The organism is Aminomonas paucivorans DSM 12260 (assembly GCF_000165795.1).
Taxonomy (GTDB): Bacteria; Synergistota; Synergistia; order Synergistales; family Synergistaceae; genus Aminomonas; species Aminomonas paucivorans.
This window is the reverse complement of record NZ_CM001022.1, coordinates 132153-152244: the sequence shown is the minus strand read 5'-3', so window position 1 is coordinate 152244 and position 20092 is coordinate 132153. Positions and strand designations below refer to the sequence as shown.

Below are 20092 nucleotides of genomic sequence, written 5' to 3'. Positions count from 1 at the left end.
GGACCTTCCTCCTCCCCCGACCCGCGCCTCCCCGAGGGAAGGCCACAGGAAGACCAGTCCCGCCCGCGACGCGGGGGGATCCTCTCCGGCGACGCCCCGAGGGGTGCCCGGCTTTTCGGAAATGCGCGCTTTCCCGAGGAACTACTTCAGGAGGACGTCGTAGACCCGCAGGTCCCCCCGGGTGTAGGACTTGGTGTATTCGATGGCCCGGCCCCGGTCGTCCCGGCTCAGGAACTCGAAGAGGAACACCGCCGTCTCCGGCGGCACCCCCAGCAGCTTCGCCTCCCGGGGGTGGATCCGCGCCAGGGTGAGGCTCTGGTCGCTGGTGGCCAGCCGGATGCCCCGCTCCTCCAGGACCCCGTAGAGGGAGAGGACCTCGAAGTCCAGGTCCTCCAGCCCCTCCGTCAGCCCCAGGGGCACGTAGGTGTCCTCCAGGGCCACGGGCTCCTGATCCGCGTAGCGCAGCCGCAGGATCCGGTAGATGCGCTCCTCCGGGCCCAGCTCCAGGAGACGCCCCGCCTTGCCGCCCCCTTCCATCACCTCCGCCAGCACCAACCGGGTGAAGGGGGTCTTGCCGGAGACCTTCAGGGCCTCCGAGAGGCCCTGGAGGGTCTGGAGGTTCCCGTGGGGCACCGTGCGCACCACGAAGGTCCCCTTGCCCTGGATCCGGCGCAGCAGCCCCTCCCGGACCAGGCCCTCCACCGCCTTCTTGGCGGTCATGCGGTTGATGCGGTAGGCCGCGGCCAGGTCCCGCTCCGAGGGGATCATGGTTCCCTGGCCGTAGCATCCCTCCTCGATCTTCTCCCGCAGGAGTTCCCGAAGCTGCACGTGCAGCGGCGTCACGGGCTCCACGGTCAGTCCCTCCGGTCCTTGGTCAGCACGCTGCGGAACACGCACCGATCCCCCCGGGTCAGGGAGGTGGAAAACTCCACCGACTGCCCCTCCCCGTCGAAGGCCACCCCGCGCAGCAGCAGGAGCGCCTCCCCCTCCTCCACCTCCAGCAGGTCCGCCTCGTCCTCCGAGGCGAAGGCCATGAGGATCTCCTGGCGGGCGGAGACGAGCAGGACGCCCCGGGCCTCCAGGGCCGCGTAGAGGGAGCCCGTCTCCAGGTCCGCCCCCTCCAGCTCCGGGGCCAGGCGCAGGGGAATCCAGGAGGTCTCGAGGGTCAGGGGGATCCGGTCCGCGAACCGAAGTCGCCGGATCCGGTGAAGCGCTTCCCCCAGGGGGACTCCCAGCCTCTGGCCCAACCGTTTGTCCGCCTCCACCCGATCCCAGGCCACCAGGCGGCTGGAAAGCTCCCGGCCGCTCTCCCCGATGGCCTCGGTGAGGGACTGGAAGGAGGCCAGGTTCCGCTCGATCTTCCGTTCCGCCACGTAGTGGCCGCTTCCTCCGATGCTGACGATGCGCCCCTCCCGCTCCAGGCGTTTCAGGGCGGCCCGCACCGTCAGGCGCTGCACCCCGAACCGGGCTGCCAGGTCCCGCTCCGAGGGAAGCCGGGAACCCGGTTCCCGACCCCGAAGGGCCTCTTCGATGTGGTCGGCGATCTTCACGTCCTGTGTCTGCGGCACGGTGGTCCCTCCCGATGACGGCATGGTATCCCCCCCATCCTACCGCGCCGAGCCGGGGAAACGAGGATGCCCCTCCCGCCACGGGATCGGGACGCCCAAGTGGTTGTATCGTAATCCACTTGTGATTTTTACTACACCAATCCAGAGACCCCGTCAAGCACATCCGGGAAAATCGTCAGAAAAAAGGGAGGGGAGCCCTCAAGCTCCCCTCCCGACGCAGCGTCCTTGTCTTCGCAGAAACCCCTCTCCTCCCCCTCCCTGCATGTGCCCCTTCCTCGGATGTCTCCGTTTTCCCGAATCCTGCCCGGCTACGCGATTCCCGCGTGGGGCAGGACCAGAGAAGGCCGTTCGTCCCCGGAGGGATCCGCAAGGAGGGACAGATTTCTCGATCCCCCGCCACCGCCGAAACTCCCAAGCTCAGTTCCCCGCCAGAAGGGCTCCCGCCTCGCGGCAACGGGCCAGGTCCTCTTCCTTCGGGTCCAGCTTCACCGGAAGCTCCGCCAGGACCTTCGCTCCCAGCCCCTTCATGCGCTCTCCCCACTCCCGCATCCAGGTCCCGTCGCCCCAATCGTAGGAACCGAAGAGGAGGACCGGCTTCCCCTGGAGGGAATCGGCGGTCAGGGCCGCCACGAAGGGCTCCATCTCCGACTCCTCCAGGACCTCCGCCCCCATGGCGGGGCACCCCAAGGCCACGGCGTCCACCGTCCCCACGATCCCCGGCACGGCCTCCCCTACCGTCAGAAGGGCCACTTCGGGAACCCCGGCCTTCTGCGCCCCCTCCGCCACGGCCTTCGCCATCGACTCCGTGTTTCCCGTCCCGCTCCAGTACACCACGGCCACCCGGTTCATCGGTCCTACCCCTTTCGTTTCACGAGATCGGCGGGCCCTCCTGCCCGAAACCGGCAGGGAGGAACACCGCACCCCATTGTTTGATTATCCAAACAAGAGATACCATCCCCCCTTTCCCGTGTCAAGGGTTCCTCCGTCGACGTCACGGGAGAGGGCACGCGGCATGACGAGGATGCGGGGCCGGGAGATGGTCCTCGGCTCCAGGGAGGGGACGGGGGGGATGCTGCAAGGGGAGGGAGAGACGGAGGGCAGGCGGGCTGCTAGTCCCGATCCAGACCGAAGCGTTCCCGCAGAGACGCAGCGCGAAGCCGGGCCCCCAGGGCGTCAAACAGGGAGGCAGCCTCCCGGGCATAGTCCCGGGCGGGCCGGGTCAGCACCCCTCCCCAGGCCTCCCGGGCCCGGGGGTCCCGCTCCATGCGCTCCCCCAGGAGGGCCTTGGCCAGGAGGTGCACCGAGGACCAGGACTTCTTGCGGATGGGGGCGCAGAGCAGCTCTCCCCGCTCCAGGGCCGTCAGCGCCTCGGCGTAGCGTCCCGCCTTGCCCTCCATCAGGGCCTTGAGGCTGTAGAGCATGGAGCCGCTCCGCCCTCCCTGGCACCGTTCGAAAAGCTCCGTGGCCCGCTCCACGTGCCGCGCCGCCCCTTCCGGATCCCCCAGATCCAGGGCCACGCTGGCGGCATTGGAGTGGAAGAGGGAGCACCCCCAGAAGAGCCCCTTCTCCTCGCACCGGTCCACGCAGGTCTCGAACCGCTCCAGGGCCTCCGGGAGCCTTCCGCTCCAGTGGAGCACCTCCCCGATGTAGTTCTCCGCCGCCAGCTCCCCCAGGGTGTGGGGGTTCCCCACCTCCTCCAGCCCCCGGAAGACCTCGATGGACCGCTGGAAGATCCGGACCGCCCCATCGAAATCCCCCCCCAGCTGCCGGGCCACCCCGAGGAAACGAAGGGCGGCCCCCACGGAGGCGTCCCGCCCCAGCTCCCGGGCCAGGCGCAGCATCTCCCTCCCGTGGGGGATCAAAAGACCCGGCTGGTCCGTCTGCAGACCGTGGTAGCACAGGTGCTGGAGACAGCGAAGCTGCACCGGCCCCAGCCCCTCCCGCCGGGCCAGCCGAAGGGACCGGTCCAGGAAGTGTCGTCCCTCCTTGTAGGCCCCCCAGGCGATGAGATACCCCCCCCGAAGCTCCAGGTACGACGCCTCCAGGGCCGTGATCCGGGAGCTGCCGGGCTGGGCCCGATTGAGGCGGTGCAGGAGCTCCCTCACCTGGTCCAGCTTCTGTTCCGTGTCCGGCCGGTCGCTGAAGGGGGTGGAACAGGAGAGGAGGACCCCGTCGGGCAGCAGGGGGAAGAGTTCGTGGTTCAGGATGATGTGCAGCCGCATCTCCCGGAGGTGCAGGGCCAGTTCCTTCTCCCCCTGACCGGATCGGGCGAAGTGGCGGAAGAGACGGGCGCTCAGGGAGGGATTCCAGTTCTGGGGGCCGCAGATCCCCTCCAGACGCTCCGCCGCCCTCCGGTGCAGTTCCTGGCGCTTGAAGGCGGGCATGGCCTCGTAGACGTACTCCCGGATCCGCTGGTGGTGGAACCGGAGCACCGGGCACCCCTCCCCCTCCTCCAGTCCCTCCTCCGTGAGCCCCTTGCGCAGCAGGGACTCGGCGACCCGGGCCCGCTCCAGGGCGTCGCCCCCCAGCAAGGCCCCCAGATCCTCCTGGGTCGCCCCCTCCTCGAACACCGACAGGGCGTCCAGCAGCTCCTTCTGGGGCTCCGAAAGCTCCCCGTAGCGCCCCGCCAGGATCCCCGCCAGCCCCCGGGGGTCCTCCCCCCCGGCGTTCTCCCGGAGGGCCCGGGCCAGCTCCACCACCAGCAGGGGGATCCCCTGGGTCTGCCGGTAGAAGAAGTCCTCCCCCCGGAGGGCGATGGTCTCCTCGTCCAGGAGGGCCCGACAGAACGCCAGGGTCTGGGGCGGGTCGAAGGGGGCCAGGGGAATCTCCCGCAGCTCCACCACCCCCTCCCGGGCCAGGCGCTGGAGCTGTCTTCGGGAAGGGGAGACCGCCTCGGAGCGCCGGGTGAGGAAGAGGGTCCAGGGGCGGGAGGCGTGGGCCAGAAGGGCCCCCAGAAGGGTCAGGGAGAGGTCGTCGAACCACTGGAGGTCCTCCAGGAAGAGCACCGGGGTCCGCACCTCCGCCACCCGATCCAGCACCTCCGCCAGGATCTCCCCCAGCATCACCGGGTTGGCCTCCGGGAAGAGGGCGGCGTGCTCGAAGGTGGCGGTGCGGCGACGCCCCCGATCCAGGGCGGGAAAGGCCCCCGCCAGCAGGGAGACCCGAAGGGGATCCAGGTCCAGCCGGTCCAGATCCACGGAGCGGCCCAGGTGGCCCAACAGGTCGTTCCAGGGGGAGAAGGGACGATCCCGGCTCACCTCGAAGGCCCGCCCGCAGAGGGGCAGCTGCTCCTCCGAAGCGGTTCGGGAGAGGATCCGACGCACCAGGGCGCTCTTGCCCACCCCCGCCTCCCCCCACACGTGCACCGCCAGGGGGCGTGGACGTTCCCTTCCCAGGGTCTCCAGGATCGTGCGGATCTCCTCGTCCCGGCCGAAGAAGAGGGGGCGGTCCGGGGAGGGCGTCTCCCTTCCTTCCCCCCGGAGGAGAAGCCGCCGGAACACCTCCTCCGCCCGGGGGCTGGGGGCCAGGTCCAGTTCCTCCCGAAGCCTCGCGCGGAAGGAGCGGAACAGGTCGAAGGCCCGCCCGGGATTGCCTCGGGCGACGTGGCACTCCAGGAGTTCCAGGGTGGCGTCCTCGTCGAAGGGATCCAGCTGCAGGAGGGCTTCCAACGCTCCCTCCACCCCCTGGCCGTCCCCGGAGTCGTAGCAGGCCCCGGAGCGGCGGCGCAGCCCTTCCCGGAGCCGTCCCCGGATCCGGTCCCGGGCTCCCCGGAGCCATTCCCCGTAGGCCTCGCTCTCGGGCACCTCGAAGCCATCCAGAAACTCCCCGCAGAGACCTCGCCACTCCCCGAAGGCCGGGTCCTCCAGCCGGGGCAGGTCGTCCAGGTCCCGCAAGACCCGCTCCCGGCACAGGGTCACGTCCCGGCGGTCGCAGAGGAGCACCCCCTCGGGCAGGGCACGGCGGATCAGGTAGAGGGCGTTGCGGAGGTTGTTGTGGGCCGACTCCTCGTCCCGATCCCCCCACAGCAGGGTGGCCAGCCGCTCCCGGCTGGCCCGTCCCTCCGCCACCACGTAGTACAGCAGCCCCTCCGCCTTCCGCAGCGACGGGACCACCCTCGCCCCGTCCACCTCCACCCCCGGGGACCCCAGCAGGCGGATCCGGACCTCCATCGCCCCCACCCCTTCCTCGGGAGACCCCCTCCCGTCACCCCAGGTAGCTGGACAGGTAGGCCTGCTTCAGCAGGATGTGCCGCCGCAGCAGTTCCTGGGCCTCCCCCAGGTTTCCCTCCTCCATCCGGTCGAGCAGCTCCAGGTGCTGCCGCACCGCCGCCGCCACGTACACCGGGGCGGCCATCCAGGAGGAGAGGCGGATCTGGGCGATCTGCGCCCGAAGGATGCGCAGGAAGCCCTTGAGACGCTCGTTCCGGCAGTGCTCCACCAGCAGGGCGTGGAAGGCCTCGTCGTCCCGCACCAGGGCATCCCGGTCCATCCGGCCTCCCCGCTCCAGGGCTTCCTCGTGCCCCTTCCAGAGCCGCCGCTGGGCCTCCAGGAATTCCCCGGGAAGGCAGGGCAACGCGGTCTCCAGGGCCAGGGGCTCCAGGACGCTTCGGATGTCGTTGACCTCCTTGTAGTCCTGCACGGAACAGGCGTTGACGAAGAACCCCCGCTGAGGGACCAGGGTGACGAACCCCTCCTCGGCGAGGCGGCGCAGCGCCGCCCGCACGGGGGTACGGCTCATCCCCAGATCCCGGGCCACCTGAAGCTCCGAGAGGGGGTCCCCTCCCCGGGCGGACCCCGTCAGGATCCGTCGACGCAGGTGCTCCAGGGCCGTCTCGAAGCAGGAACCCCTGGTCTTGCTGCCTTTCGCGGGCACGGGCGGCCTCCTCTCCTCGGTTCCGGGGCTGCGGGAACCGGTCCCGCAGCCCCGGAAACCCCCTAGTCCAGGGGACCCACCGCGGCCTCCACCCGGCGCAGCAGAACCCCTTCCGCCAGCAGGCGGGCGGCGGTGCGCTGGTCCTGGTAGAAGACCCGGTCGTCCTCCATGAAGGAAACGTGTTCCCGGATGAGATCGTAGGCGGGGCGGGTGCCCTTCCCCAGGATCCGCTTCTCCTGCAGGTCCAGGGCCTGGGCGGCGCACATCCACTCGATGCCCAGCACCGCCTGGACGTGTTCCACGATGGTCCGGGCCTTCCGGGCCCCGATGGTGCCCATGCTCACGTGGTCCTCCTGTCCCGCGGAGGTGGGGATGGAGTCCACGCAGGCGGGGTGGGCCAGCACCTTGTTCTCCGACACCACCGCGGCGGCGGCGTACTGGGGCACCATAAAACCGCAGTTGATGCCCCCCTGGCGCACCAGGAAGGCGGGCAGACCGTGGTTCAGCGCCGGGTCCACCAGCTTGGCGATGCGGCGCTCCGAGATGTCCCCCAGCTCCGCCGCCGCGATGCCCAGGGTGTCCGCCGCCACCGCCATGGGCTGGCCGTGGAAGTTCCCCCCGGAGAACACGTCCCCCGTGTCCGCCAGCACCAGGGGGTTGTCCGTGGCGGCGTTGAGTTCGTCCTCCACCACGGAGCGCACGTACTCCAGGGCCATGCGGCTGGCCCCGTGGATCTGGGGGATGCACCGGAGGGAGTAGGCGTCCTGCATCCGCAGCTCCCCCTGTCGAGTCATGTAGGTGCTTCCCTCCAGGAGGCGGCGGAGGTTCGCCGCCGAGACGATCTGCCCCTTCTGGCGCCGGGCGGCGTGGATCCGGGGGTCGTAGGCGTCCGAAACCCCCCGGAGGGATTCCGCCGTGAGGGCACCCAGCACGTCGGCGCTCCGCTGGAGCACCAGGGCGTCGTGGAGGGCGTGGGCCGCCACGGAGGTCATCACGGGGGTCCCGTTGATGAGGGCCAGCCCCTCCTTGGCCTTCAGCTCCAGCAGGGGGATCCCCGCCCGGGCCATGGCCTCCCCTCCGGGCAGCACCGCCCCGTCGAACTCCGCCTCCCCCTCGCCGATCATGGGCAGCACCAAGTGGGCCAGGGGGCAGAGGTCTCCGCTGGCTCCCACGGAGCCCTTCTCGGGGATGACCGGATGGACCCCCACGTTCAGCATGGCCACCAGGGTCTCGTGCACCACCGGCCGGGAACCGGAGTACCCCTTGAGGATGGAGTTGGCCCGCAGGAGCAGGATGCCCCGCACCACCTCCCGGGGAAAGGGGGCCCCGACGCCCACCGCGTCCGCCCGGATGAGGTTGATCTGAAGCTGCTGGATCTGGTCCTCCGGGATGGCCACGTCGGCGAACCGGCCGAAGCCCGTGTTGATGCCGTACATGGGACGACCTTCCTCCAGAAGGCGGTCCACCACCGCCCGGGAGCGCACCACCCGCTCCAGGGCCTCCTCCGCCACCCGCACCGGGGCGTTTTCCCGGGTCACCGCCAGGAAGTCCTCCAGGGACAGGCTGTTGCCGTCCAACACCACCGTTCTGTTCGTCACAAACGACACGCTCCTTTCGATCCGGCGGCACCCCCCGGGGGGATCGAAAGCCTGATAAAAACATCAAAAATGCAATCTGTTTTTAGCAGCTCCCATCTCTTCGGTCAAGCGTTCCCGTAAGACCCGATTTCCACAGGGTTTTCACGCGCAAAAAACATCAAACGAAACAGGTTGCACCGTTGATGATTCCCTGATGCCCTATCCTTACCCTGGCTCCACAGAGACCGTCCGGCACCCCCCGAGCGGATCGAATCCCCTGGACCAGGAGGTGGTCGCCCCGTCCATCCGCATCCCTTTCCCTCTCTTCCCTTCGGGGCGCCTTCGTCGCGACCCCACCCGGAACGGCAAAAGGAGATGATCTCTTGGCACTTTGGGACAGCTTCATGAAGGGAATGCTGGCGTTCTCCGGCTTCGTCTGGGGAGACTTCATGCTCTACTTCCTCGGCCTGGGGGCGCTGTTCATCACCCTGCGGGTCGGCGTCGTGCAGTTCCGCCACTTCGGCTACGCATGGAACCAGACCCTCGGCAAGTTCTTCCGCCGACAGAACCAGGCGCAGGAAGGAGCCCAGGGCACCCTTTCCTCCTACGAGGCCCTCTCCACCGCCCTGGCCAACACCATCGGCTCCGGCAACATCGTGGGGGTCGGGCTGGCGGTGTTCTGGGGCGGTCCCGGCGCGGTGTTCTGGATGTGGCTCATGGCCCTTCTGGGTATGGCCACCAAGTTCACCGAAGCGGTGATGGGACAGAAGTACCGAGTACAGGACGAGCACGGCATCTGGGTGGGAGGCCCCCAGTACTACCTGAGCCGGGGGCTGAAACGGTTCCGTCTGAGCTGGCTGGGCCCCTTCTACGGCCTCATGCTGGTGCTCACCCTGAGCATCACGGAGATGATCCAGTGCAACTCCCTGGCGGGTTCGGTGCACGAGGCCTTCGGCATCCCCACCCTGGCCTCGGGGATCGCCTTCACCGTCCTGGTGGCGGTGATCGTGTTCGGGGGCATCAAGCGCATCGGCACCTTCGCAGGCAAGGTGGTGCCCTTCATGGCGATCCTCTACATCGCCGCGGGGCTGGTGATCGTGTTCACCCACCTGAACCAGGTGCCGGGGCTCTTCGCCCTGATCTTCAAGAGCGCCTTCTCCCCCGCCGCCGCCACGGGGGGCTTCGCGGGAGCCAGCGTGGCCGCAGCCATGCGCTGGGGCTGCGCCCGGGGGGCCTTCTCCAACGAGGCGGGGGACGGGGCGGCGGCCATCGCCCACGCCACCGCCGCAGTGGACCACCCGGTTCGGCAGGGACTCTACGGCATCATGGAGGTCTTCGTGGACACCATCCTGGTGTGCACCACCACCGCCCTGGTGGTCCTCCTCTCCGGGGTATGGACCGACCCCGCCTCCGCCAAGGTGCCGGAGCGGCTGGCCACCCTGGCCTTCGGCATGCAGTGGGGGGTCTTCGGCAAGAGCCTGGTGGCGGTGTGCCTCACCCTCTTCGCCTTCACCTCCATGCTGGCCTACGTGTACTACGGGGAGGAGCAGGGGAACTACTTCGGGGGCCGCAAGCTGGCCATGCTGGTGCGGGTGGGCTTCATCGCCGCCATCTTCGCGGGGACCTTCTGGGACGCGGAGCAGCTCTGGCCCTTCTGCGACGTGTTCTTCGCGTTCATGATCATCCCCAACATGATCGGCCTGTTCCTGCTCCACGGGGAGTACGGGGAACTGGTGCGGGAGTTCTTCCACACCCCGGGCAAGTACTACCTGAAGGACACCGGGAAGGCCCCTTCCGCCTAGGCAGCAGGGGCGTCCTCGCCTCGCAACACGCGAAAGGGGCCGCCGGTTCCCGGCGGCCCCTTTCGGCATCTAGCCCCGTCGGCGGAAGAACAGCAGGAGAACCGGCAGGAGGGCTCCCATGCCCAGCCCCGCGTCGCACCCCCCGCCGCCGGACCCGGAGGACCCCGAGGGGGCGCGGAAGTGGATGCCCCGGTCGAAGATCAGCTCCGCCGCCGCGGGGCCCACCTTCGTGGGGGGCTCCAGGTAGGCCCGGAAGGCCAGGAAGATGGAATCTTTCAGGTCCACGCCGTTGCACCCCACCCCCCAGGGCACCACGTTGGTGCCGGCGTCCAGCTGCCGCCGGGAGATCTTCGCCACGTACAGGTACTTCGCCAGGGGGTTGCCGGGCAGGTACTCCTCCGCGGTCCCCGCGAGGCGGTCGTTGTCCATGCCGCAGACCCCGTTGAGGTAGCGCGTCCCGTAGACGCTCAGGTTGGTGTAGGTGGCCTTCCCCGTCCGGTTGTGCAGCACCCCGTAGACGATGACGAAGTCCTCCGGGTCGTCCTTCAGGAGGAAGTCCCCGGAGGTGCGCAGGTAGATGGTGTCCCGCCCCTCCCCCAGGACGTCGATGCCCCGCTGGATGCCCTCGAAACCCTCGGGCAGCCAGACGCAGGTCTCCATCTCCTCCACGTCCCGGCTGACGCCGTACCGGTTCAGGATGGCCCGGCGCAGCTCCGTCATGGTCTCCAGAAGGTCCTGTCCCCCCGCGGCGGCCCGATCCGCCGGGGCGGCTTCCTCGAAGACCCCGGTCCCCCGGATCCGCAGGTTCGGCATGCCGAAGAGGCTGGCCACCCCGGAGGTGCGGGGGGTCACCCGGAAGACCTCCACGTCGGGATTTGCCAGGTAGGCCTGTCCCGCCGCCTTGTCCTTGAACCGCGCCGCCCGGTTGATGAGGCCGAATTCGTCCGCGTCAGCGGCGAGGCCCATGCGGACCAGGGGCTTGGGGATGGTGTCCGAGAGGAAGGCCGAATACCCCGCCTGGGCCGCCGCCTGCCGCACCGCCCCGTCGAGGTTCCGGTCCGCCGTGGAGACCAGAGCGAAGTCGTGGCGGAAGGGGCTCCCTCCGTCGGCGGGGAAGGAGAGGACGTTCACCTCGTCCCCCAGGCTGGCGAAGACCCGCCGCCGGGTCCCCTCGTCCCGGAAGGTCCGCAGGGTCAGGTAGCCCCGATAGCTGAAGTAGTCCGCCTCGGGGGGGGTGTTCCCCAGGATCACCACCCCCTCCCGCTCCTCCAGGCGGTAGGTCCAGGGGAAGGTGTTGGGGAAGTCCTGGGTCGCCCCCACGGGGAGCAGGGGACACAGGTAGGGCTGCCCCGCGTTGTTCCCGTAGCAGCTGGGCAGGAGCTTCCACGTGCACAGGTCGATGAGGTTGAGCTGGGCCATGGCCCCTCGGCGCACCTCGTACCCCGCCGCCTCCAGGGCCTCCACCAGGGCACGGGCCTTCCCCGTCAGGGGGGGATCGCCGGGACCGGAGGCCACGGTCAGGGTGCGGGAACCCTCGTCCCAGGCCACCGAAGCCCCGAAGGTGCGGGAGAGCAGGCTCGCGGGCCCCATGATCCAGCCCTGCTGGAGGGACGAGGGCACGTCCAGGGACACCAGCCCTCCCTGCAGGGTTCCCATGGAGCTGCCCGCCTGAAGGGTGACGAAGGTCGAACCCTTATAGGCGGTGAGACGGCCGGGGCCGAGGGAGGACTCCCACCAGCAGGTGACCCCCAGGGCCTCCAGCACCGGCTTCAGGGGAACCACCACCTGGCTGCCCGACTGGGTCGCGGGAACGGGCAGCTTCACCTCCGACCCGTCCACCACCACCCGGATGGAACCCGGGGCGGCCCAGGACACGCAGGCCAGAACCAAAAGCAGCAGGAACGCAGGGGCAAGACGCTTCCACATCGTCGTCATGAAGCAGGATCTCCTCCTCGAAGGGGAACGGGTTTTTCGTCGCCGTGGGTCTCCTTCCCGCCAGTATATGCCTCCATCAAACCGGGCGTCCCTCCCCTCCGCCGCGAGTTGATGGTTCCCTGACGCCCCCCTCCTAGAATGACCCCGAAAAGACAGGCGGCCCGTTCGGGACCGTCCAACCCCATACCCAACGGGAGGTCGAGGAAGACATGGCGGGCAACGCGCAGATCCTCTACGAAGTGAAGGCTCAGCGGGGCAGCACCCTGCGCTGCAAAGGGTGGCGGCAGGAGACCATCCTCCGCATGCTGGAGAACAACATGGAGAACGCGGAGCACCCGGAGAAGCTCATCATCTACGGGGGCAACGGGAAGTGCGCCCGGAACTGGGAGTCCTACCACGCCATCGTGAAGTCCCTCAAGGAGCTGGAGGACGACGAGACCCTGGTGGTCCAGTCGGGCATGCCCGTGGCGGTCTTCAAGACCCACAAGTACGCCCCGGTGGTGGTGATGGCCACCACCAACTTCATGCGCCCCTCCTGGGAGACCTTCTACGACCTGGAGGCGAAGAACCTCACCATCTTCGCCCAGTACACCGCCGCTCCCTGGGAGTACATCGGCACCCAGGGGGTCATCGAGGGCACCTTCGAGACCCTGGCGGCCGTGGGGATCAAGCACTACGGGGGACACATGGAGAACCGGATCCTCCTCACCGCCGGAGCCGGCGGCATGGGGGGCAACCAGACCTGGGCCATGAAGATGCACGGCGGCGTGGCCATCGTGGTGGACGCGGACCGGGAGATCCTCCAGCGGCGCATCGAGAAGAACTACCTGGACGAGATCGTCCCCTCCATGGACGAGGCCATCCGGCTGGCGAAGAAGCACGCCGCGGAGGGCAAGCCCCACTCCTTCGGGGTGGTGGGCAACGCGGCGGACTGCTTCGAGGAGGCCTACGAGAAGGGCTTCATGCCCGACGTGATCACGGAGATGTGCCCCTGCCACGACCCCATCTCCTACATCCCCTCGGGCTACACCCCCGAGGAAGCCCGGGAGCTGCGGCAGAAGGACCTGGACGCCTACATGGAGAAGGCCCGGACCACCATGAAGCGGCAGCTGAAGGCCATGCTGGCCTACCTGGACAAGGGGGTTCCGGTGTTCGAGTACGGCACCAGCATCCGCAAGGAATGCCGGGACGCGGGCTTCCCGGAGGCGGAGGCCATGCGCCTGCCCGCCTTCGTGGCGGACTACATCCGGCCCCTGTTCTGCGAGGGCCGGGGCCCCTTCCGGTGGACCTGCATCTCCGGCGACCCCGCGGACCTGAAGCGCACGGACCAGCTGGCCATGGAGCTCTTCGGGGACGACCCCATCGTGGGCCGGTGGATCCCCCTGGCCAGCAAACACCTGCCCATCGAGGCCCTGCCCGCCCGGATCTGCTACATGGGCTTCGGGCAGCGCAAGAAGTTCGCCCTGGCGGTGAACGAGCTGATCCGAAAAGGGGAGATCGTGGGCCCCGTGGCCTTCTCCCGGGACAACCTGGATTCGGGCTCCATCGTGAACCCCACCTTCGAATCGGAGCGCATGCCCGACGGGGGAGACCTCATCTCCGACTGGCCCATGCTCAACGGCCTGCTCAACGCCTGCGGCATGTGCGATCTCATCGCCATCCAGGCCAACTACTCCATGGGCGAGGCGGTGCACACCGGGGTGACCCAGATCGCCGACGGCACCGACGACGCCAAGATCCGCCTGGAAGTGGCCATGACGGTGGACTCGGGCATCGGGGTGATCCGGCACGCCCAGGCGGGGTACGAGAGCGCCAAGGATGTGGCAAACGGCAAGGGCAAGCTCACCAAAGAGGGCATCAAGGTGCCCCTCTGGTGGGAACCCGCCGACAAGGTGACCTTCGGCCCCGACGGCAGCGACCGGCTGTAGGGAACCCTTCGGGGGACGGACGACCCGTACCCCGTGCCTTGGGGGGCGCCTTGGGCGCCCCCCTTTTTGGAATCCCGGAGGTGAGAGGACATGGAACGCATCGTGGCGGACCTGGTGGTGGAGGAGGCGGCTCAGCTCCTCACCTGCGCCGCCGACGCCCCGGACCGGATCGGCCTGGTGGAGGACGGCTGGGTGGCCCTGGCGGGGGAACGCATCGTCGCGGCGGGAACCCGGGAGGAGGTGGAGGCGGCGGCGGACCTGTCCCGGGCGAGGCGCCTGGACGCCCGGGGGAAGGTGGTGGCCCCGGGTTTCGTGGACTGCCACACCCACCTGGTCTTCGGGGGCACCCGGGTGGAGGAGTACGCGGCGCGCCTCGCCACCGACGACCCGAAGGAGCTGCGCCGCCGAGGGGTACCCACGGGCATCGGCGTCACCATCCGGGCCACCCGCTCCGCCTCGGAGGAGGAGCTGTTCCTCCAGGCCGCGGCCAGGCTGGAGGGGATGCTCCTGTGGGGCACCACCACCGTGGAGGGCAAGAGCGGTTACGGTCTGGACACGGAGACGGAACTGAAACAGCTTCGGGTGAACCGCCTCCTGGAGCGGGCCTACCCGGTGGAGGTGGTCTCCACCTTCCTGGGGGCCCACGGCTGGCCCGAGGACACCTCCAAGGAGCGCTACCTGGACCTGCTGGAGCGGGAGATGCTCCCGGCGGTTCGGGAACAGGGCATCGCGGAGTTCTGCGACGTGTGGTGCGACGAGGGACACTACGACGCGGCAGACTCCCGCCGGATCCTGGAGGCGGGGCTGGCGGCGGGGCTGGCGCCGAAGATCCACACCGGGGCCTACTCCCACGTGGGCGGGGCGGAGGTGGCGGCGAGCCTTCGGGCCGCCTCGGCGGACCATCTGAACTACACCCCCCGGGAGTCCCTGGAGGCCCTGGCCCGCTCGGGGGTGACGGGGGTGCTGCTGCCGGGGATCGACTTCGCGGTGCGCCACCCCCGGCCCGCCGACCCCCGCCCCATGGAGGAGGCGGGGTTGGAGCTGGCCCTGGCCACCAACTGCTGCCCCGGGTGCTGGTGCACTTCCCTGATCTTCGTGCTGATCCTGGCCTGCCGGAACCACCGCCTCCGTCCGGCGGAGGCCCTTCGGGCTGCCACCCTGGGGGGAGCCCGGGCGCTGCGCCGGGGGGATCGCATCGGGTCTCTGGAACCGGGCAAGCAGGGGGACCTGCAGATCTGGAACCTGAGCCGCTACGAGGACCTGATCTACCACCTGGGATCCAATCCCGTGGAGACGGTGGTCCGCAGGGGGAACGTCTCCGTGGACCGGGGCCGTCTGACGGCCCGAACGAATCGGAACGACTGAGGAGGAAGAGGACATGTCGCTTTACAGCGTGTTGGACAAGATCCTGGACAGCCGGGACGCCACCGTGGGCGGGGGCGCCGCCTCGGCGGTGGCGGGGGCCATGGCGGCGGGGCTGGTGGGCATGGTGGCCCGCCTCTCCCTGGGCAAGGAGTACGGCCTTCCGGACGAGCGCTACCTGGCCCTGGCGGAGGAGCTGGACAGGCTGGTGCGGGAGCTGACCCAGGGAGCCCAGGACGACGAGAAGGCCTTTCTGGGCATCAAGGCCGCCTTCGCTCTGCCCAAGGGCACGGAGGAGGAGAAGGCCCAGCGGCGCGCCGCCGTGGAGACCGCCGCGGTGGGGGCCGCCACGGTGCCCCTGCAGAACGGGCACCGGGCCGCCCGGGTGCTGGAGATCTGCGGGGAGCTGGACGGCCGCTCCAACCCCGCCGCAGGTTCGGACATCGCCGCGGGCACCATGCTGGCCCGCATGGCCGTGACGGACTGCGCCCTCAACGTGGACGCCAACCTGCCCCTCATCAAGACCCCCGGGATCCACCGGGACCTGGAGGATCGGGCCCGATCCCTGAAGGACCGGGCGAAGTAGAAAGGACGGAGAAGACCGATGAAGAAGATCCTGCTCTGCGAGCTCAACATGAGCGAGGGCACCGACGTCGCCGCCATCGAGAAGGTCACCGCCGCCCTGCGGGGCACCCCGGGCGTCACGGTGATGGACGTGGATTCCGACAAGGACCACAACCGCACGGTGTACACCTGGATCGGCGAGCCCGAGGACGTGCTCGCCGGGGCGCAGAACCTCACGGAGAAGGCCCTGGAGATCATCGACATGAGCCGACACCACGGCAGCCACCCCCGCATGGGGGCGGTGGACGTGGTGCCCTTCGTGCCGGTGCGGGGGGTGGAGAAGGAGGAAGCCCTCGAAATCGCCCGCCGCTACGGGGCCTTCCTGGGGTCCAAGGGGGTGCCGGTGTACTACTACGAGGAGGCCGCCACGAAGCCCTCCCGACAGAACCTGGTGGACCTCCGCAAAGGGCAGTACGAAGCCCTGGAGAAGAAGATGAAGGACGAGGCCTGGCGGCCCGACGAAGGGCCCTTCGCCTTCGTGCCCCGTTGGGGCGCCACGGTGACGGGGGTTCGGTTTCCCCTGGTGGCCTACAACGTGAACCTTCGCACCACCGACGTGGAGATCGCCAAGGCCATCGCCAAGCGCATGCGCTTCAGCACCGGGGGCCTGCGGTTCGTCCGGGCCATCGGCCTTCCCCTGGAGGAGAAGGGGATGGTGCAGGTTTCCATGAACCTCACCAACTACGAGAAGACCCCCATCCCGGTGGCCTACGACCTGATCCGCTCTCTGGCGGCCACCTACGGCGTGACGGTGGCGGAGGCGGAGCTGGTGGGCCCCGTGCCCCTGGCGGCGCTGGAGGACGTGGTGCGCCACTGCCTCCAGGTGCACCGCTTCGAGGCCTCCCAGATCATCGAGACCCATCTGTTGGGCTAGGAGGACCCCCCTTGAGGACGGACATCGAAATCGCCCAAAGCGCCTCCCTGGAGCCCATCGCGGCGGTGGCCGCCCGTCTGGGCATCCGGGAGGAGGAGCTGGAACTGTACGGCCCCCACAAGGCCAAGGTCTCCTTCGACCTGTGGGAGCGGGTGAAGGACCGCCCCGACGGCAAGCTGGTGCTGGTGACCGCCATCACCCCTACCCCCGCCGGGGAGGGAAAGACCACCACCTCCGTGGGGCTGGCCCAGGGGCTGGCGGCGGTGGGCAAGAAGGCCTGCGTGGCCCTGCGGGAACCCTCCCTGGGCCCGGTCTTCGGGGTCAAGGGAGGGGCCGCCGGGGGCGGCAGGAGCCAGGTGGTGCCCATGGAGGACATCAACCTGCACTTCACCGGGGACCTCCACGCGGTCAGCGCCGCCCACAACCTGCTGGCGGCGCTGCTGGACAACTCCCTGCACCAGGGCAACGAGCTGGGCATCGACCCCCGGCGGGTGGCCCTGAAGCGGGTGATGGACATGAACGACCGGACCCTGCGTCACATCGTGGCGGGGCTCGGAGGCAAGGCCGACGGGGTCCCCCGGGAGGACGGCTTCGACATCACCGTGGCATCGGAGGTCATGGCCATCCTCTGCCTGTCCACGGGCATCTCGGATCTCAAGGCCCGGCTGGCCGCCATCATCGTGGCCTATCGGCCCGACGGGTCCCCCGTCACCGCCGGGGACCTAGGAGCGCAGGGGGCCATGGCCATGCTCCTGAAGGACGCCCTGAAGCCCAACCTGGTGCAGACCCTGGAGCACGTCCCCGCCTTCATCCACGGAGGCCCCTTCGCCAACATCGCCCACGGCTGCAACAGCCTCATGGCCACCCGATACGGCCTGAAGCTGGCGGACTACCTGGTCACCGAGGCGGGCTTCGCCGCGGACCTGGGGGCGGAGAAATTCCTGGACATCAAGTGCCGCCTGGGGGGCCTGCACCCCGACGCGGCGGTGCTGGTGGCCACGGTGCGGGCCCTGAAAATGCACGGAGGGCTCCCCAAGGAACGGCTGGGGGAGGAGAACCCGGAGGCCCTGGAAAAAGGGATGCCCAACCTGGAAAAGCACGTGGAGAACCTGCAGAAGTTCGGCCTGCCCGTGGTGGTGGCCGTCAACGCCTTCCCCACCGACACGCCCCGGGAGCTGGCCTTCGTGGAGGAAGCCTGCGCCCGCTTGGGTGCCCCCGTGAGCCTCTGCGAGGGCTGGGCCAAGGGCGGAGCGGGGGCGGCGGACCTGGCGAAGGTGGTGGTGGAGGCCTGCGGCAAGCCCAACGGCTACAAGCCCCTCTACGAGGCGGAACTGTCTCCCAAGGAGAAGATCCTCCGCATCGCCCGGGAGATCTACGGCGCCGAAGGGGTGCAGTACACCGAGCGGGCGGAGGGGGACCTGAAGACCATCCACGCCCTGGGGATGGACCACCTGCTGGTGTGCATGGCCAAGACCCAGGCGTCCCTCTCCGACGACCCCAACAAGAAGGGCCGCCCCCAGGGCTTCACCCTTACGGTGCGGGAGGTGCGCCTCTCCGCCGGGGCGGGATTCCTGGTGCCCGTGACGGGCTCCATCATGACCATGCCTGGGCTGCCCAAACGCCCCGCCGCCCTGTCCATCGACGTGGACGACCGGGGCCGGGTGACCGGGCTGTTCTAGGACAAAACCGGGTCCGGGGCTCCTGCGGGAGCCCCGGACCCTTCTCAGGCCTCCGCCCCCCAGTCCAACGCCGCCGCCGCCAGGAGGGCCGCCCCCAGGGGCAGGGGGCCTTCGTCCAGGGCGAAGCGGGGGTGGTGGTGCGGGAAGGTGTGGCCCTGCGCCGCGTCGCAGGCGGCAAGGAAGAAGAAGGTCCCCGGACAGGCCTTCAGGTAGAAGGCGAAATCCTCCGAAACCATGCCGGGACGGTCCAGTACCGTCACCCGGTCCTCCCCCGCCACCCGGGCCGCCGTCCGGGCGAAGCGTTCCGTCACCTCCGGATCGTTGGCCAAAAGGGGCGGCCCCGGGGAGATGCGGACCTCCGCCTCCCCTCCCATGGCGTGGGCCACCCCCTCGCAGACCTCCTCCAGCCGCCGGTGCAGCCGGTGGCGCACCGGCTCGGAGAAGCTGCGCAGGGTTCCCTCCAGGGACACCTCCCCGGCCACCACGTTGTAGGCTGTCCCCCCCTCGATGCGGCCGATGGTGAGCACCGCCGCCTCCTGGGGGTTGGTCTCCCGGCTCACCAGGGTCTGGAGGGCCGCCACCACCTGGGAGGCCAGCACCACCGCGTCCACCCCCCGATGAGGGGTGGCCCCGTGGGCGCTGCGCCCCAGGAGGCGGATCCGGAAGTGGTCGTTGGCGGAAAGCATCACCCCCGGGCGCACCCCCACCTGACCCACCGGCAGGTCCGGCCACAGGCACCCCACGTGGCAGCCGAAGATGGCCTCCACCTCCGGGGACTGGAGGACCCCTTCCCGGATCATGGCCTGGGCGCCCTCTCCCCCCTCCTCGTCGGGCTGGAAGATCAGCTTCACCGAGGCCTTCAGGTCCTCCCGGTGGCGAACGAGCAGCTCCGCCGCCCCCAGGAGCATGGCCATGTGGGCGTCGTGGCCGCAGGCGTGCATCGTCTCCCCCGGGGCGGCGAAGGGCAGCCCCGTCTCCTCCGTCAGGGGGAGGGCGTCCATGTCCGCCCGAAGAGCCACACACCCCGAAGCCCCGGGGACCTCCAGCAGCGCCACCACCCCGTGGCGGGCCACGCCGGTGCGCACCCCCCAGCCCATCTCCTCAAGCCGCCCCGCCACGAAGCCCTCCGTCCAGGGCAGGTCGAACCGCAGCTCCGGGTGGGCGTGCAGCTCCCGACGCCACCCCACGATGCGCTCCTTCCTCTCCGTCGCTTCCCCCAGCAGGTCCCGATCGGTCATGGATTCCTCACCCCTTCGTCGTTCCGGTTTCTAAGGTGGATTGTACCGCCTCCGCCTCCTCCAGCCGGTTTCGGGGCCGGGGGATCCGGCCGCTGCCCCCCATGCGGGGCAGCACGATGGACGTGGTGATGCGCCCGTGGGCGGAGAGCTTCACCAGCAGGTCCTCCAGGAACTCCATGGAGGGGACCAGGACCTCCATGAAGAAGTCGTTGCTCCCGGTGACGCTCCAGCTGCGGATCACCTCGGGGATCTCCTCCAGGGTGCGAAGGATCACGTGGTCCGGGTTGTTGTACACCGTGGCCACCGCCAGGATCACCCGGAAGGAATAGCCCACCTTCTGGGGATTCACCACCCCCCGGTACCCCTCCAGGACGCCCGCCTCCTCCATGCGCCGCACCCGCTCGATCACCGCGGGGGTGGAGAGGTTCACCCGGCGCCCCAGCTCCTTGTAGGAGAGTCGGGCGTCCTCCTGGAGTTCCTCCAGGATCCGCCACCCCGTCTCGTCCAGCAGTTTTTCGTGCATCCCCATCCTCCTGACGAACGGCAGGTTTCGGCCCCGTTCTCCGTATTCTTTTCGGAAAATTTCCCATGGAACTTAACGTAACCCTCCAAGGCGTTCCGGGGTTTTGTTAT

Annotated in this window: 15 protein-coding genes; 6 read left to right on the top strand and 9 right to left on the bottom strand. The window is 69.4% G+C overall.

What is annotated here, in order from left to right; genetic code table 11:
• Window positions 1-141: 141 nt before the first annotated feature.
• From APAU_RS00665 to hutH, 6 genes are all read right to left on the bottom strand, one after another.
• Entirely contained in the window at window positions 142-852 is a 711-nt protein-coding gene (locus APAU_RS00665; RefSeq protein ID WP_006299714.1) for a GntR family transcriptional regulator, read from the bottom strand.
• Between the two features lie 2 nt (window positions 853-854).
• On the bottom strand, window positions 855-1568 hold the full coding sequence (locus APAU_RS00660) for a GntR family transcriptional regulator (RefSeq protein WP_006299712.1): 714 nt from the start codon (window positions 1566-1568) through the stop codon (window positions 855-857).
• A gap of 417 nt (window positions 1569-1985) precedes the next feature.
• Window positions 1986-2417: a flavodoxin gene (locus APAU_RS00655; RefSeq protein ID WP_006299711.1), complete on the bottom strand. Its 432-nt coding sequence runs from the start codon at window positions 2415-2417 to the stop codon at window positions 1986-1988.
• A 260-nt stretch (window positions 2418-2677) separates the two neighbouring features.
• Window positions 2678-5737, bottom strand: a complete 3060-nt coding sequence (locus APAU_RS14440; RefSeq protein WP_006299710.1) for an ATP-binding protein — start codon at window positions 5735-5737, stop codon at window positions 2678-2680.
• A 34-nt stretch (window positions 5738-5771) separates the two neighbouring features.
• Entirely contained in the window at window positions 5772-6440 is a 669-nt protein-coding gene (locus tag APAU_RS00645) for a GntR family transcriptional regulator (RefSeq protein ID WP_006299709.1), read from the bottom strand.
• A 62-nt stretch (window positions 6441-6502) separates the two neighbouring features.
• Complete coding sequence (gene hutH, locus APAU_RS00640) at window positions 6503-8038, bottom strand: histidine ammonia-lyase (protein WP_006299708.1); 1536 nt, start codon at window positions 8036-8038, stop codon at window positions 6503-6505.
• Between the two features lie 383 nt (window positions 8039-8421).
• On the opposite strand from hutH, the gene APAU_RS00635 reads away from it, so the two are divergent.
• Window positions 8422-9819 (top strand): alanine/glycine:cation symporter family protein, encoded by a 1398-nt coding sequence (locus APAU_RS00635; RefSeq protein ID WP_040345208.1) that lies wholly within the window; start codon window positions 8422-8424, stop codon window positions 9817-9819.
• A 69-nt stretch (window positions 9820-9888) separates the two neighbouring features.
• Here the strand turns inward: APAU_RS00635 and APAU_RS00630 are convergent, their stop codons facing one another.
• Window positions 9889-11754, bottom strand: a complete 1866-nt coding sequence (locus APAU_RS00630) for a copper amine oxidase domain protein (RefSeq protein WP_006299706.1) — start codon at window positions 11752-11754, stop codon at window positions 9889-9891.
• A gap of 209 nt (window positions 11755-11963) precedes the next feature.
• Between APAU_RS00630 and APAU_RS00625 the strand changes: the two genes are divergently transcribed.
• The 5 genes from APAU_RS00625 (at window position 11964) to APAU_RS00605 (ending at window position 18221) form a co-directional block, all read left to right on the top strand.
• Window positions 11964-13682, top strand: coding sequence for a urocanate hydratase (locus tag APAU_RS00625; protein WP_006299705.1), 1719 nt, complete (start codon window positions 11964-11966; stop codon window positions 13680-13682).
• Between the two features lie 90 nt (window positions 13683-13772).
• Entirely contained in the window at window positions 13773-15047 is a 1275-nt protein-coding gene (hutI, locus tag APAU_RS00620) for an imidazolonepropionase (RefSeq protein ID WP_006299704.1), read from the top strand.
• Window positions 15048-15060: 13 nt separating this feature from the next.
• Window positions 15061-15630, top strand: coding sequence for a cyclodeaminase/cyclohydrolase family protein (locus APAU_RS00615; protein WP_006299703.1), 570 nt, complete (start codon window positions 15061-15063; stop codon window positions 15628-15630).
• A gap of 18 nt (window positions 15631-15648) precedes the next feature.
• The gene (gene ftcD, locus APAU_RS00610) at window positions 15649-16542 is read left to right on the top strand and encodes a glutamate formimidoyltransferase (protein ID WP_006299702.1); all 894 of its coding nucleotides are present in this window, start codon (window positions 15649-15651) and stop codon (window positions 16540-16542) included.
• Between the two features lie 11 nt (window positions 16543-16553).
• The gene (locus tag APAU_RS00605) at window positions 16554-18221 is read left to right on the top strand and encodes a formate--tetrahydrofolate ligase (protein ID WP_006299701.1); all 1668 of its coding nucleotides are present in this window, start codon (window positions 16554-16556) and stop codon (window positions 18219-18221) included.
• Between the two features lie 44 nt (window positions 18222-18265).
• Here the strand turns inward: APAU_RS00605 and APAU_RS00600 are convergent, their stop codons facing one another.
• The gene (locus APAU_RS00600) at window positions 18266-19459 is read right to left on the bottom strand and encodes a M20 metallopeptidase family protein (RefSeq protein WP_006299700.1); all 1194 of its coding nucleotides are present in this window, start codon (window positions 19457-19459) and stop codon (window positions 18266-18268) included.
• Between the two features lie 7 nt (window positions 19460-19466).
• Entirely contained in the window at window positions 19467-19982 is a 516-nt protein-coding gene (locus tag APAU_RS00595) for an Lrp/AsnC family transcriptional regulator (RefSeq protein ID WP_006299699.1), read from the bottom strand.
• Window positions 19983-20092 lie beyond the last annotated feature (110 nt).

Coding starts and splice junctions, on each gene's coding strand:
- ftcD (WP_006299702.1), top strand. CDS start 15,649: ATGAAGAAGATCCTGCTCTGCGAGCTCAACATGAGCGAGGGCACCGAC.
- hutI (WP_006299704.1), top strand. CDS start 13,773: ATGGAACGCATCGTGGCGGACCTGGTGGTGGAGGAGGCGGCTCAGCTC.
- APAU_RS00615 (WP_006299703.1), top strand. CDS start 15,061: ATGTCGCTTTACAGCGTGTTGGACAAGATCCTGGACAGCCGGGACGCC.
- APAU_RS00600 (WP_006299700.1), bottom strand. CDS start 19,459: ATGACCGATCGGGACCTGCTGGGGGAAGCGACGGAGAGGAAGGAGCGC.
- APAU_RS00655 (WP_006299711.1), bottom strand. CDS start 2,417: ATGAACCGGGTGGCCGTGGTGTACTGGAGCGGGACGGGAAACACGGAG.
- APAU_RS14440 (WP_006299710.1), bottom strand. CDS start 5,737: ATGGAGGTCCGGATCCGCCTGCTGGGGTCCCCGGGGGTGGAGGTGGAC.
- APAU_RS00595 (WP_006299699.1), bottom strand. CDS start 19,982: ATGCACGAAAAACTGCTGGACGAGACGGGGTGGCGGATCCTGGAGGAA.
- APAU_RS00625 (WP_006299705.1), top strand. CDS start 11,964: ATGGCGGGCAACGCGCAGATCCTCTACGAAGTGAAGGCTCAGCGGGGC.
- APAU_RS00630 (WP_006299706.1), bottom strand. CDS start 11,754: ATGACGACGATGTGGAAGCGTCTTGCCCCTGCGTTCCTGCTGCTTTTG.
- APAU_RS00635 (WP_040345208.1), top strand. CDS start 8,422: ATGAAGGGAATGCTGGCGTTCTCCGGCTTCGTCTGGGGAGACTTCATG.